Raw genomic sequence first — 13,993 nt, forward strand, 5'->3', positions numbered from 1 at the left:
AATCGGTGATTGCAACGTCACCACCGTGCCATGGCCGCTCGCCCTTCAGAGCAAGCGCCGTTCTCTCTCCAAAACTTTTTGCAGAACCTTCAGGACACTATCCGAGGCGCTGGGACTGCCAATCTTTCCCACTGAGGGGGAGATGCCAAGTGGTGGCTAAAAGGGCAGGACAGAGGGGGCGACGGATCACTCCGCTCAAAATCACTATGCCGCGGAACTCGCTTCCCGGCCGATGCGCAGCCAAAGCGCCTTTTCGCCGAGGCTGCCAACCATGCCCGCGTGTGCTGCGCGCTCGGCATCGGTCAGGCGCGAGGGCAAGGCGATGGGCCTGACGCCGATCGAAATGTCGATATCGTCGACATTCTGTCGTCCGCCCGCCGGCGTCATGATGCTGTCGAGGATGAGGCTGGCCTGCTTGCCGCCGATAAGCTCGATATAGACCTCGGCCAGCAATTCAGAATCGAGCAACGCGCCATGCTTGGTGCGACGGCCATTGTCGATGCCATAGCGGCGGCAGAGCGCGTCGAGCGAATTGGGACCCATTGGATGCTTGCGGCGCGCCAGCGCCAGCGTGTCGACGATCCGTCCCGGATCGATGGCCGGATGACCAAGCCGGCCGAATTCGAGGTTGAGGAAGCCGATGTCGAAGCCGGCATTATGGGCGACCAGCTTGGCGCCGTCGATGAAGGCCAGGAACTCCTCGGCGATCTCCATGAAAGTCGGCTTGCCCTGAAGATCGGCGGCGCTGATGCCGTGCACGGCCTGCGCCTCGTGATGAATCGGGCGGCCTTGTGGGTTGATGTATTTGTGGAAGGTGCGGCCGGTCGGAAAGCGGTTGACCAGCTCGATGCCGCCAAGCTCGATGACGCGGTCCTCGCGCGTGTCGAGGCCGGTGGTTTCCGTATCGAAGATGATCTCACGCATCGAATCAGTCCATTGGTTCCGCGTCATTCTAGCCGAATCACACCCGGAACAAAATGGCAACAAGTAATGTGGGCTGCAAGCCTCTTAACCCGGACTGGCTGCTTTATCCCCGACTAGTTCGGCGACGATCGCATTGACAGCCGCGCGGGCGGCGTCAAAGCCCTGGCCGGTGTCGACGACGAAGTCGGCGCGCCGGCGCTTTTCGGCGTCGGGAACCTGCCTGGCCAGGATCGACGCAAACTTTTCCTCGCTCATGCCCGGGCGCGCCAGCACGCGGGCGCGCTGGATCTCGGCCGACGCGGTGACGACCACAACCTTGTCGACGCGATCGCGGCCGCCGGTCTCGAACAGCAGCGGTATATCGAGCACGGCAAGTGGCGCGCCGGCGGCACGATTTTGCGCCAGAAAGGCATCGGCGTCGGCACGGACCAGCGGATGGATGATCGCTTCCAGCCGTTTCAGCGCGGCGGCATCGCCGAGCACCCGTTCGGCCAACTTTGTGCGATCGACCGCACCGGATCGGGTGGTCCCGGGAAAGACCGCCTCGACCATGGGGGCGGCCTTGCCGGCATAGAGGCGATGCACCGCCTCGTCGGAATCATGGACCGGCACGCCGGCCTCGGCAAACATCTTTGCCGTGGTCGACTTGCCCATGCCGATCGATCCGGTGAGGCCGAGCACGATCATGGCTTCGCGCCGATATCGGCAATGATCATTTGCCGCAGTTCGGCGGTGACCTGCGGCCTGGTGCCGAACCAGCGCTCGAAGCCGGGCACCGCCTGGTGCAGCAGCATGCCGAGCCCATCGACGGTCTTGAGGCCGCGCGCGCTGGCTGCGGCGAGCAACGGCGTTTCCAGCGGAACATAAACGATGTCGGTGACGATGGCGCGGTCGGGCAGTCTGCCCGGATCGGCGGACAGGCCTTCATTGCCATGCATGCCGAGCGCTGACGTGTTGACCAGCAGGCCGGCATCTTCGAGCAACTCGCCGGTCGCCGCCATGCCATGGGCGGAGACGCCGGCACCGAAGCGGTCGCGCAGCTCCTGCGCCCTCGCAAGCGTCCGGTTTACGATGCGGATATCGTTGACGCCGCGTTGCTTCAGCGCATGGATGACCGCGCGAGCGGCACCGCCGGCACCGAGCACAACGGCCGGGCCGTCGGCCGCCCAACCCGATGCATACTCGTCCAGATTGGCGGCAAAGCCATGGGCATCGGTATTGCCGCCCCACAATTCGCCATCCTCAAACCACAGTGTGTTGACCGCACCGATTTGTTCGGCCGCGTCGTCGCGGCGCGCCGCCAATGCGAAGGCGGCCTCCTTGTGCGGGATGGTGACGTTGCCGCCGCTATAGCCTTGTGCCTGCAGCGTTTGCAGGAATTCGGCAAACGCTTCTGGCGCAACGTCAATGGCCTCGTAGACGCCGTCGATGCCGTATTTCGCCAGCCAGTAGCCGTGGATCTTCGGTGACCTGGAATGGCCGATCGGGTGGCCGGTGACGAAGGCTTTTTTCGAGGCCTCAGCCATCGATCGCCCCGAGATCACGCAGCTTGGCCAGCACCGGCAAAAGCGGCAGGCCAACAATGGTGAAGTAGTCGCCCTCGATCTTTTCGAACAGCTGGATGCCCTCGCCTTCGATCTGGTAGGCACCAACGCTGGACAACGCCTTGGCGCCGACGCGCGCCAGATGGCGGCCGATGAAGGCCGGATCGAGCTTGCGCATGGTCAGGCTGGCGATGCCGACATGCCGCCACAGAACCTGGCCGTCACGGGCCAGCACGACGGCACTGTTGAGCTGATGCGTCTTGCCCGACAACGCCAGCAGATGACGGCGCGCGCCTTCCATGTCGGCCGGCTTGTGGAACAGCTCGTCGCCGAGCGACAGCGTCTGGTCGCAGCCGAGCACCAGGGCGCCGGGCTTGCGCTCACTGACTTCGGTGGCCTTGGCCTCGGCAAGCACCAGGGCGACGTCCTCCGGCGACACGCCACTATTTTGCAGCGGCGCCTCCAGCGCACGTTCGTCGACAGAAGCCGGAACCGCTTCGACCACAACGCCGGCATTGACAAGCAGCGCCTTGCGGAACGGGCTGCCCGAGGCAAGGATGATTTTTTCGGCCATTTTTTTCGCCCGTTTTCTGGCGCTCACTAGGGTGTGTCGAGATTCAGGTCAGGCCGCGCCGAGAGTGGTGGCTTCCGAGAACCGGAGCGGAGTGTACTTAAAGTACGTGAGCACCGGAAGCGCAGGAAGCCGCCGTTTGTAGGCCGGCATCACCTGAATATCACACGCCCTAGCGCGTCTTGCCGCGCAGGGCAACGATAGCCGCCGCCGTCTCCTCGATCGAACGGCGGCTGACATCGATCATCGGCCAGCCATGCCGTGTGCAGATCTGGCGGGCGTAGGCGAGTTCTTCGGCGATCGCGGCGCGGTCGACGTAATCGGTCGGCTCGTAGGCGCTGTTGCCGAGAACGCGGTTCTGCCGGACCTGGGAGATGCGCTCGGCAGTGGCGATCAGGCCGACGATCAGTGGCCTCCTGGCGTAGACCAGGCTTTCCGGCACCGGCACGCCGAGCACGATCGGGATGTTGGCGGTCTTGATGCCGCGATTGGCGAGATAGATGCTGGTCGGCGTCTTCGAGGTGCGTGAGATGCCGACAAGCACGATGTCGGCATCATCCATATTGGCCGGCAGCTGGCCGTCATCATGCTCCATGGTGAAATTGAGCGCGTCGATGCGGCGAAAATATTCGGCGTCCAGCACATGCTGGGCGCCGACGCGGCGGCCGGCCGGCGTGCCGAGATAGGACTGGAACACCGTCAGCACCGGCTCCAGTACCGAGACGCAAGGCAGGCCCATCGCCGCGCAGCGTTCATCGATGCCACGGGCAAGCTTCTGGTCGACGACGGTGTAGAGGATGATGCCCGGCTCCTCCTCGATGTCCTCGAACACTTTCGTCACCTGTTTTTCGGTGCGGATGAGCGGGTAGATGTGTTCGATGGCGCGCGCATCCTTGTATTGCGCGGAAGCGGCGCGGCCGGCGGCCAGCAGCGTTTCGCCGGTGGCGTCGGAAATCAGGTGAAGGTGAAAGAAGCTCTGCGGTTTGTTCACAGGATACATTCCAGGCTGTGGGCCGATGTGGATAAGCCGGGCGGAAAACTCGGCCACCGCCAAGCGACTGTATCAGATGCCGGTTTGTCCACAATTCGATGTGCTGTCGGCTTCTTCGGGCGGTTGGGGACAAGTCCGGGGACGGAGCTTTTTGCCTTCGCTTCATCCACAAGGGCAAGTTCCTTGGCCTGGCGGCAACGCATTGACTCCAGTCGGAAATTCCCGGCTTTCCACAAAGTCCTGCAATCCCGTTGGAGAAGCGCGCGACAATATGCTGGCTGGTCTTTTCCAGGGCAAAGCGGGACAGGAGACAACCACCACAACCAACAGACTCTTAGAATCATAAGATTCCTAAAAATAGAATATTTAATTATAGGGAAGCCTGGAAAGGCGAGCGCTCAATGCCTCAAGACCGGATCGTGCTGGACGTGTTGAGAGGCAAGGCAGCGTTTCCGCCGCCGCTCTGGATTATGCGCCAAGCCGGCCGCTATCTGCCGGAATACCGGGAGACGAGGAGACGGGCCGGATCGTTCCTCGATCTTTGCTACGACCCGGATCTCGCCGTCGAAGTGACGCTGCAGCCGATCGAACGCTTCGGCTTCGACGCATCGATCCTGTTTTCCGATATCCTTGTCGTGCCGCATGCGCTCGGCCGCGACGTGCGCTTCGAGGAAGGACGCGGCCCGCTGTTGACGCCGATCTCGGCTGCGGAGATCGAGGCTCTCGACGGCGAAACGTTTCACGTGAATCTCGAGCCGGTCTACGAGACGGTGCGGCGATTGCGCGCCAGACTGCCTGATGAAACGACGCTGATCGGCTTCTGCGGTGCGCCCTGGACGGTGGCGACCTACATGATTGCCGGCCACGGTACGCCCGACCAGGCGCCGGCCAGGCTGTTCGCCTATCGCGAGCCGGCGGCCTTTCTTCGGCTCCTGAAAGTGCTCGCCGATCATTCGGCTGCCTATCTGATCCGGCAGATCGAAGCCGGCGCCGACGTGGTGCAGATCTTTGATTCGTGGTCCGGCGTGCTCGACGAAGCGTCTTTCGAGTTGTTCTGCGTCCGGCCGGTGGCCGAGATTGTCCGGCAGGTGAAGGCTGTCCATCCCGACGTTCCGATCATCGGCTTTCCCAAAGGCGCCGGAGATCACTACCGGAGCTATCGCCAGACGACCGGCGTGACCGGGCTGGGCCTCGACTGGACCGTGCCATTGTCGACTGCGAAGGAATTGCAGCGTGACGGCGCCGTGCAAGGCAATCTCGATCCGCTGCGGCTGGTGGCCGGCGGCAAGGCGCTTGCCGACGGCGTGGGGGCGATCCTGAAGGTGTTAGGGGACCGGCCGCTGATCTTCAACCTCGGCCACGGCATCACGCCGGAGACGCCGCTCGCGCATGTCGAGCAGATGGTCAAACTGGTGCGGAGCGCGTCGTGACGATGATGGGCGCAGACAATGCGAACAGCACGAACAGCGGTAGCGGGGCGACGCGCCGCGCGGCAATCGCGATCGCCATTTTCCTCGTGCTGGCCGGGCTGCTGTTTCTCTTCGGGCCCGATGATTTCTATCCCTGGGCAAAGGCGATCCATGTGATTGCCGTCATCTCCTGGATGGCGGGCATGCTCTATCTGCCGCGCTTGCTGGTCTATCATGCCGATGCCGAAAAAGGCTCCGTCCAGTCGGAGACCTTCAAGGTAATGGAGCGCCGCCTGCTGCGCGGCATCATCAATCCGGCGATGGTGATTACCTGGGCGTTCGGCCTGTGGCTCGCCTGGAAAGGCTTTGGTTTTCAAGGCGGCTGGCTGCATGCCAAGATCGCTGCGGTGGTGGGTCTGTCGGCCGTGCATGGCTATTTCGCCGGCGCCGTCCGGAAATTTGCCGAAGACCGCAATGAAAAACCGGCAAGGCACTGGCGGATCGTCAATGAGATCCCCACATTGCTGATGGTCGTCATCGTCGTCCTGGTTATCGTGAAACCATTCTGACGTATTCGGTGCCCGCAAAAGGCGGCTTGCTCTTTCACCCGACCGACGATAAAAGACGGGTCTTCCTTCCCGTCATGCGCCGCCCGTCATCGCTTTCGGCCGCGCCCGGCATTTGTCGCATCCCGCCGATATTTTTCCCAAAGCTCATTCAGAGTCCGTCCATGCAAGAAATGAAACTCACCGAGTTCAAGAACAAGAAACCACCAGAGTTGATCGCCTATGCGGAATCGCTCGAGGTCGAGAACGCCAGCGTCATGCGCAAGCAGGAGCTGATGTTCGCGATCCTGAAGAAGCTGGCGGCACAGGATATCGAGATCATCGGCGACGGCGTCGTCGAAGTGCTGCAGGACGGCTTTGGCTTTCTGCGCTCGGCCAACGCAAATTATCTGCCAGGTCCCGACGACATCTATATTTCACCCTCGCAGATCCGGCGGTTTTCGCTGAAGACCGGCGATACGGTTGAAGGCCCTATCCGCAGCCCGAAAGAGGGCGAGCGCTATTTCGCGCTGCTCAAGGTCAACACAATCAATTTCGACGATCCGGAAAAAATCCGCCACAAGATCCACTTTGACAACCTGACGCCGCTCTATCCGACCAAGCGGCTGAAGATGGAGATCGACAATCCGACCACCAAGGACATCTCGCCGCGCGTGATCGACCTGGTCGCGCCGATCGGCAAGGGGCAGCGTGCGTTGATCAATGCGCAGCCGCGCACCGGCAAGACGGTTCTCATGCAGAACATCGCCCACTCGATCACCGCCAACCATCCGGAATGCTATCTGATCGTGCTTCTGATCGACGAGCGGCCGGAGGAGGTTACCGACATGCAGCGCTCGGTGAAGGGCGAGGTGATCTCGTCGACCTTCGACGAGCCGGCGGTACGCCATGTCCAGGTTGCCGAGATGGTGATCGAAAAGGCCAAGCGCCTGGTCGAGCACGGTCGCGACGTGGTGATCCTGCTGGATTCGATCACGCGTCTCGGTCGCGCCTACAACACCGTCGTGCCGTCATCCGGCAAGGTGCTGACCGGCGGTGTCGACGCGAACGCGCTGCAGCGGCCGAAGCGCTTCTTCGGCGCCGCCCGCAACATCGAGGAAGGCGGCTCGCTGACCATCATCGCCACCGCGCTGATCGACACCGGCAGCCGCATGGACGAAGTCATCTTCGAAGAGTTCAAGGGCACCGGCAACTGCGAAATCCAGCTCGACCGCAAGGTGGCCGACAAGCGCATCTATCCGGCCATGGACATATTGAAGTCCGGCACCCGCAAGGAAGACCTGCTGGTTTCCAAGCAGGATCTGCAGAAGATCTTCGTGCTGCGCCGCATCCTGGCGCCGATGGGAACTACCGATGCCATCGAGTTCCTGATCGACAAGCTCAAGCAGACCAAGACGAATGCGGACTTCTTCGATTCGATGAATACGTAGGGTTGGGGGCTGGCCGTTGCCTTCGTCATCCTCGGGCTTGGCCCGAGGATCCATGCCGTGAGCTCTACCGGAGAAAGCAGCGGAGCAGAATTTGCGCCGTTGCAGCGCGCGAAAGTCACGGCATGGATCCTATGGTCTGCGCTGCGTCGCTTCACTCCTTGCTTCGCCATAGGATTACGAATCCTATCTTCGGCGCAATAACCCTTCCAGCTCTTCAGCTTCCGTTACCACCGGCAGGCAGACCTGCCCCGTGCACAGCCAGGCGCCGGGCTCGGCCGTTGGCGGCAGGACGCCGCCCGGCAAGGCCGGCAGATTTGTCGCCGAGCCAACAGGCACGACGATGTCCACCCGACGTGGGTCCGGATTTCGATTCGCAACCGGAACAAGCCTTGGATTCTCGGGTTTATCCACGATCACCAGTTTCAGCGGTTCGAGCGCCAGGGCACAGGCATTGACGATTCCTGCCTGGCCATAGGGCTGGTGCTCCGCCCGCCCGGCCGCATGCTCGGCGACTGTCCAGGCTTTTTCCCAGAGTTCGAGATCGCGGGTCAGCGACGACAATCGGACCATGGCTTCGATGATCTGCCCAGTGGCGGAAGGAATGGCCTCGTCGACATCGCCGCGGATGCGGATCGGCACATCCGTGCTGTTCGATGCGGTCAGATAGTAGCCGGTCTTGTCGCTGTCCCGGTGCCAGAGATCGAGTTGCTCAATGAAGTTCCCGGCGCGATCGATATAGTCGGGATTGCCGGTCGCCTCGAACAGCGAGACCGCCGCATTGGTCATGGCGGCATAGTCGCTCGAAAGAGCCGGGAACAGCCTCTTTGCGCCGAGCATGGAATGCGACAGACGGTTATCGCGCCCGGCAGCCGCAATGGCGGCAAAGGCCGCTGCCGCCGCTACGATCCAGTCGGATCGGCCAAGCGATCGCCCGGCCTCTGCAAGCGCTGCGATCATCAGACCATTCCAGTCGGTCAGTGCCTTGCCGTCACGCCCTGGCCGGATGCGCTGTGCCCTCGCCGCGAGCAATTTTTCTTTCAGCGGGACGAGCTGTTGGCGGTCGATCACACTTTGCGTCTGCTGGGCTTCTGTCTGGCGGATGATCGGCTTGCCCTCCCAGCCATGCGGGTCGGCAAGTGTGAAGTAGTTGAAAAACAATGCTGATTCGTCATCAAGGGCAAGCTCGACCTCATCCTTGCTCCAGGTATAGAACAGCCCTTCTTCCCCTTCGCTGTCGGCATCGAGACTGGCAGCGAAGGCACCGCCCTCGACCCGCATTTCGCGCAACAGCCAGGCAATCGTCTCTTCGATTCGCAACCGGAACAATTCCTTGCCAGTTGACGCATAGGCCCAATTGCACAGCCGGACGAGTTGGGCATTGTCGTAGAGCATCTTTTCGAAATGCGGCACCAGCCATTCGGCGTCGGTCGAGTAGCGACTGAGGCCACCGCCGACATGGTCGTAGATGCCGCCGGCCAGCATCTTTTCGAGGCTGAGGAGAACGGCGTCACGATGGGCTGCGGTGCTGTCGCGCAGCCAGGACAGCCAGAGGCTCTGCATGAACGGCGCGTTGGGGAATTTGGGTGCGCCGCGCAGGCCGCCCAGCTCGCGGTCGATCATGCCGTCAATGCCGTTGGCGAGCTTCGCTAGCGTGTCGCTGTCGAGTACGGCCTTGGCATGGCTGCCCGCCAGCCGCGCCTCGACATGCGTAGTCAAACCGTCGGCGCTTTGGTTAACGCTTTCTTTCTTCTCCCGCCAAGCCTTGTCGACCGCCTCCAGCACCTGGACGAAGCCCGGGCGCCCGTAGCGGGCTTCGCGAGGGAAGTATGTGCCGCCCCAGAACGGCTTGCCGTCCGGCGTCAGGAACATGGTCAGCGGCCATCCGCCCTGCTCGCCCATCGAGGACAGCGCCGCCATGTAGATCTGGTCGATGTCGGGGCGCTCCTCGCGGTCGACCTTGATATTGACGAAGAGACGGTTCATGACGGCGGCGACGCCGTCGTTCTCGAAGCTCTCATGCGCCATGACGTGGCACCAGTGGCAGGCAGCGTAGCCGACTGACAGCAGGATCGGACGCTGCAGCGCCTGTGCTTCGGCCAGAGCGGCAGGCGACCATGGCCGCCAGTGCACCGGATTGCCGCTGTGCTGCTGCAGATAGGGACTGGCCTCTTCGGCAAGCAGGTTTTGTGCAGGCAATGTCACGGCGCAACTCGATGGTGGATTGAACAGGCATAGCTAGGGCGCTTCGGCAGAGCGGGCAAATGATTTCAAAAGACTCCATCGTGGCACTGTCGAGCGGGCGCCTGCCGGCCGGCATTGCGGTGATCCGAATTTCGGGGCCGCAGAGTCGATTCGTAGTCGAAACGATTGCCGGATCGGCCGTGCCGAACCGCGTTGCTAGCTATCGCAAGTTACGGGCGCCGGACGGATCGGTGCTGGACAGCGGCCCGGTCGTCTTCTTTGCCGGTCCCGACAGTTTTACCGGCGAGGACGTTGCCGAGTTCCATGTCCATGGCGGACGCGCCGTCGTGGCGAAGATGCTGGAAACGATCACCTCCTTCGACGGCGTCAGGCATGCCGAGCCGGGTGAATTCACCCGCCGCGCCTTTGTCAACGGCAAGCTCGATCTGGTCGAAACCGAGGCGCTGGCCGATCTCATCAATGCCGACACCGAGGCGCAGCGGCGCTTTGCCGTGCACAATGCCGAAGGCGTGCAGAGCGAACTCTATCTGGGCTGGCGCCGACGGCTGATCCACGCCCGCGCGATGATCGAGGCCGAGATCGATTTTGCCGACGAGGACGACGTGCCGGGTTCGGTCGCCGACACAGTCTGGTCCGACGTGCGGGCCATGATCGCCGAGATCGAGCGCCATGTCGCCGGCTTCCGCGCTGCCGAAATCATTCGCGACGGGTTCGAAGTCGTTATCCTCGGTGCGCCGAATGCCGGCAAATCCAGCCTGTTCAACGCTCTGGCGCGGCGCGAGGCGGCGATCGTCACTGATGAGCCGGGCACGACCCGCGACCTGCTCGAGGTGGTGCTGGACCTCGAAGGGGTGCGGGTCCGGGTAACCGACACCGCCGGTCTGCGCGAGGCGCCCGGCAAGATCGAGGCGATCGGCATCGAGAAGGCCAGGGCCAAGGCGCACAGTGCGGACCTGCTGTTGCTGCTTGAGGATATGGCTGAGCCAATGGCGATCGGTGTGCTGCCGGGCGCCATTCCGGCGCTGAGGGTCGGAACGAAGGTTGATCTTCTGAGGGGCAAATCACCCTCGCCTGTGGCGCACTATGATATCGCTATCTCGACGCGGGACGGCACGGGAGTGGCCGAATTGCTGGACGAGATCGGGCGCCGCGCCGCAGCGCAGATCGGCCAGGCCGGCGATATCCTGCCGTCGCGGCTGCGGCACGTCGAGCTGCTCAATGAGACGAAACGCTTCCTGCTTGCGGCAGTGGCAAGTAGTGATCGCGGACAGGAATTGCGGGCCGAGGAACTGCGCCTGGCGGCGGATCGGCTCGGACGAATCGTCGGCGCGGTCGATGTCGAGGACATGCTCGACGTGATCTTTTCGCAATTCTGTATTGGGAAATGACTCACGTGAAACATTGGGAAGAATACGCCCCAGTGATTCACGTGAAACGCTGGGCGGTCAGTGGAGGGCATTGTTTCACGTGAAACGATTCGCTGTGCAAATGTCGCAGGTGCTGCAGGTTGAGGGGTTAGGTGCGGCTCTCGCCTTCTCCCCGTGTGGGAGAAGGTGGCCAAGCGAAGCTCGGTCGGATGAGGGGTGTTCCAGCTTGGCACCGACGGTGCTCCGTCCAGCACCCTCAACCGTCTTGGCGCCGCGCGCCAATCCACCTTCTCCCACAACAAGGGGAGAAGGAAGACAGGGCAGCGCCGGGCGTTCTCTATCTGCAATGGTCAGCGCAGTTATGCGCCTGAAGCCTCTCTGTTCTTGACAGCTCGTCCGGGCGGGCACATGTGTCGGCAGATTTGAATCGGAAGATACAGATGACCAATCGCTATGATGTGGTTGTGGTGGGTGGCGGCCATGCTGGGTGCGAGGCGGCCAGTGCTGCCGCGCGTGCCGGCGCCAGAACCGCGCTGGTGACGCTGCGCTTCGACACGATCGGTGTGATGTCCTGCAACCCGGCGATTGGCGGCCTCGGCAAAGGCCATCTGGTTCGCGAGATCGATGCCATGGACGGGCTGATGGGGCGCGTCGCCGATGCGGCCGGCATCCAGTTCCGTCTGCTCAACCGTCGTAAGGGGCCAGCGGTCCGCGGTCCGCGGACGCAAGCCGACAGGAAGCTCTATCGGCTCGCCATGCAGGCGGCGATCCGCCAGCAGGCCGGCCTCGATGTCATTGAAGGCGAGGTGCTGGACTTCGACATCAATGACGGAGAAATCGACGATGGGCGCATCGCGGCGGTGCTGCTGGCGGATGGAAGCAGGCTCGCCTGTGGTGCCGTGGTGCTGACGACCGGCACTTTTTTGCGCGGGCTGATCCATATTGGCGAGAAGAAGATCGTCGCCGGCCGCATGAACGAGCAAGCGAGTATCGGCCTGTCGGCGACGATGAGCCGCGCCGGCTTCAGGCTCGGGCGGCTGAAGACCGGCACGCCGCCGCGGCTGGACGGCAGGACGATCGATTGGGCGTCGCTTGAGAGCCAGGCGGCGGATGAAGATCCCGTGCCGTTCTCGCTGCTCACCGACCGCATCGAAAACCCGCAGATCCATTGCGGGATTACGCGCACGACCAATGTCACGCATGAGCTGATTCGCGCCAATCTTGGCCGCTCGGCTATGTATTCGGGGTCAATCGAAGGCGTCGGGCCGCGTTATTGCCCGTCCATCGAAGACAAGATCGTCAAGTTCGGTGACCGCGAAGGCCACCAGATTTTTCTGGAGCCAGAAGGGCTCGACGACGACACGGTGTACCCGAACGGCATCTCGACCTCGCTGCCCGAGGACGTACAGCTCGACATCCTGAAAACCATTCCGGGGCTGGAGCGGGCAACGATGCTGCAGCCCGGCTATGCCATCGAATATGACCATGTCGACCCACGCGAACTCAAGCCGACGCTGGAAACCAAGCGGATCGCCGGGCTTTACCTCGCCGGCCAGATCAACGGAACCACCGGCTACGAGGAGGCTGGCGCGCAAGGGCTGCTTGCCGGCTTGAATGCAGCGCGCAAGGCGTCGGCGAGCGATGAAATCGTGCTAAGCCGCACCGAAGCCTATATCGGCGTGATGGCCGACGACTTGACCAGCCGCGGCATCGCCGAGCCCTACCGCATGTTCACCTCGCGGGCCGAGTTCCGGCTGTCGCTGCGTGCGGACAATGCCGATGAGCGGCTGACGCCGCTGGCGATGAGACTGGGGATCGCCTCGCCGGAGCGAACGCAACGGTTCAACACTGTCGTGCAAGACCTTGAGAAGGCGCGGCAGCTCGCCCTCGGCACCACGATGACCCCCAATGAGGCGGCGCGCCATGGGCTCGAGATCAACCGGGACGGCGTGCGCCGCTCGGTCTATGAGTTGCTGGCCTATCCCGGCGTCGATATCGCCTGGCTGGGGCGCATCGAACCCGCTTTTGGCGCTATCGACGCCAAAACGGCCGAACGTCTTGAAACGGAAGCCAAATATTCCGTCTATCTCGACCGCCAGCAGGCCGACGTCTCGCAGATCAGGCATGAGGAGAGCCGGCTTATTCCCGAGTCGCTCGACTTTGCTTCTGTTCCCGGCCTGTCCAATGAGTTGAAGCAGAAGATGCTGGCACGCCAGCCGCGTTCCATCGCTGACGCGCAGCGTATGGAAGGCATGACGCCGGCGGCGCTGGCGATTATCGTCGCGCATGTCCGCAACGCCGAGGCGGCCGCGCGAAAGCAGGTCGCGTGAGCGCTGCGTCCTGGGCGAACCTGCAACAGGCAGCAGGCCCGGTTTCACGTGAAACATTCGGTCGTCTGGTCGAGTTCGAGGCCGTCTTCCAGAAATGGAATCGCCGGATCAATCTAGCCGCGCAATCGACGCAGGACGATGTCTGGCGCCGCCACATCCTCGACAGCGCGCAGCTGGCGCGAATCAAACCGGACGCGAAGCGCTGGGTCGATCTCGGCTCCGGCGGCGGTTTTCCCGGGCTTGTGCTGGCCTTTCTGCTGGTCGAGCGTGAAGGGGCCAGCATCGACCTGGTTGAAAGCAACCGGAAAAAAGCATCGTTCCTGCAAGCGGTCGTCGGACAGTTCAGCCTGCCTGCCAAGGTCATCGCGCGGCGCATAGACGACAGCTATCCTCTTGTTCCTGCACCGCAAATCGTCACGGCCAGGGCGCTTGCGTCGTTGCCGACCTTGCTCGACTTGGCGGCGCCGTGGCTGACGAAGGGCGCGCGCGGTCTGTTTCACAAAGGCCGGGATTACCGCGCCGAAGTGGCAGAAAGCGCTCAACGATGGTCTTTCGATCTGGTAGAACATACCAGTGTAACCGACGCGCAGGGCGTCGTTCTCGAAATATCCGACTTGCGACAGCACCCTGGCTAGTGACCGGCGACCCCGAATGAATTT

At 62.7% G+C, this 13,993-nt stretch carries 12 protein-coding genes; 6 read left to right on the forward strand and 6 right to left on the reverse strand.

The features are described from left to right. Positions 1 to 204 precede the first annotated feature (204 nt). The 5 genes from dnaQ to NKH05_RS31240 form a co-directional block, all read right to left on the reverse strand. A complete protein-coding gene (gene dnaQ / locus NKH05_RS31220) occupies positions 205 to 924 on the reverse strand; it encodes a DNA polymerase III subunit epsilon (protein ID WP_023718762.1) in 720 nt (239 codons plus the stop codon). An 84-nt stretch (positions 925 to 1,008) separates the two neighbouring features. Next, positions 1,009 to 1,611 carry a dephospho-CoA kinase gene (coaE, locus tag NKH05_RS31225; protein ID WP_352592217.1) on the reverse strand — a complete coding sequence of 201 codons (603 nt, stop codon included), beginning with the start codon at positions 1,609 to 1,611 and terminating at the stop codon, positions 1,009 to 1,011. Next, positions 1,608 to 2,450 carry a shikimate dehydrogenase gene (locus NKH05_RS31230; RefSeq protein WP_352481330.1) on the reverse strand — a complete coding sequence of 281 codons (843 nt, stop codon included), beginning with the start codon at positions 2,448 to 2,450 and terminating at the stop codon, positions 1,608 to 1,610. Before NKH05_RS31230 ends, coaE begins: the two co-directional genes overlap by 4 nt. Next, positions 2,443 to 3,042: a Maf-like protein gene (locus NKH05_RS31235; RefSeq protein ID WP_352592214.1), complete on the reverse strand. Its 600-nt coding sequence runs from the start codon at positions 3,040 to 3,042 to the stop codon at positions 2,443 to 2,445. Before NKH05_RS31235 ends, NKH05_RS31230 begins: the two co-directional genes overlap by 8 nt. A 169-nt stretch (positions 3,043 to 3,211) precedes the next feature. Continuing rightward, positions 3,212 to 4,030, reverse strand: coding sequence for a pyruvate, water dikinase regulatory protein (locus NKH05_RS31240; RefSeq protein ID WP_023718758.1), 819 nt, complete (start codon positions 4,028 to 4,030; stop codon positions 3,212 to 3,214). A 401-nt stretch (positions 4,031 to 4,431) separates the two neighbouring features. Here NKH05_RS31240 and hemE point away from each other — a divergent pair, with 401 nt between their 5' ends. The 3 genes from hemE (at position 4,432) to rho (ending at position 7,435) form a co-directional block, all read left to right on the forward strand. Next, positions 4,432 to 5,460 (forward strand): uroporphyrinogen decarboxylase, encoded by a 1,029-nt coding sequence (hemE, locus tag NKH05_RS31245; protein ID WP_352481328.1) that lies wholly within the window; start codon positions 4,432 to 4,434, stop codon positions 5,458 to 5,460. Between the two features lie 5 nt (positions 5,461 to 5,465). Then, entirely contained in the window at positions 5,466 to 6,008 is a 543-nt protein-coding gene (gene hemJ / locus NKH05_RS31250; RefSeq protein ID WP_084642637.1) for a protoporphyrinogen oxidase HemJ, read from the forward strand. Positions 6,009 to 6,169: 161 nt separating this feature from the next. Beyond that, positions 6,170 to 7,435, forward strand: coding sequence for a transcription termination factor Rho (rho, locus tag NKH05_RS31255; RefSeq protein WP_023718755.1), 1,266 nt, complete (start codon positions 6,170 to 6,172; stop codon positions 7,433 to 7,435). Positions 7,436 to 7,618: 183 nt separating this feature from the next. Here the strand turns inward: rho and NKH05_RS31260 are convergent, their stop codons facing one another. After that, positions 7,619 to 9,637 (reverse strand): thioredoxin domain-containing protein, encoded by a 2,019-nt coding sequence (locus tag NKH05_RS31260; protein ID WP_352481327.1) that lies wholly within the window; start codon positions 9,635 to 9,637, stop codon positions 7,619 to 7,621. 59 nt (positions 9,638 to 9,696) lie between these two features. Between NKH05_RS31260 and mnmE the strand changes: the two genes are divergently transcribed. From mnmE to rsmG, 3 genes are all read left to right on the forward strand, one after another. Continuing rightward, entirely contained in the window at positions 9,697 to 11,025 is a 1,329-nt protein-coding gene (gene mnmE / locus NKH05_RS31265) for a tRNA uridine-5-carboxymethylaminomethyl(34) synthesis GTPase MnmE (RefSeq protein ID WP_352481326.1), read from the forward strand. Positions 11,026 to 11,444: 419 nt separating this feature from the next. Then, the gene (gene mnmG, locus NKH05_RS31270) at positions 11,445 to 13,334 is read left to right on the forward strand and encodes a tRNA uridine-5-carboxymethylaminomethyl(34) synthesis enzyme MnmG (RefSeq protein WP_352856610.1); all 1,890 of its coding nucleotides are present in this window, start codon (positions 11,445 to 11,447) and stop codon (positions 13,332 to 13,334) included. Then, on the forward strand, positions 13,331 to 13,969 hold the full coding sequence (rsmG, locus tag NKH05_RS31275) for a 16S rRNA (guanine(527)-N(7))-methyltransferase RsmG (RefSeq protein WP_352815940.1): 639 nt from the start codon (positions 13,331 to 13,333) through the stop codon (positions 13,967 to 13,969). Before mnmG ends, rsmG begins: the two co-directional genes overlap by 4 nt. Positions 13,970 to 13,993 lie beyond the last annotated feature (24 nt).

Origin of the sequence: Mesorhizobium sp. M1399 (assembly GCF_040317735.1) — a bacterium.
GTDB lineage: Bacteria > Pseudomonadota > Alphaproteobacteria > Rhizobiales > Rhizobiaceae > Mesorhizobium.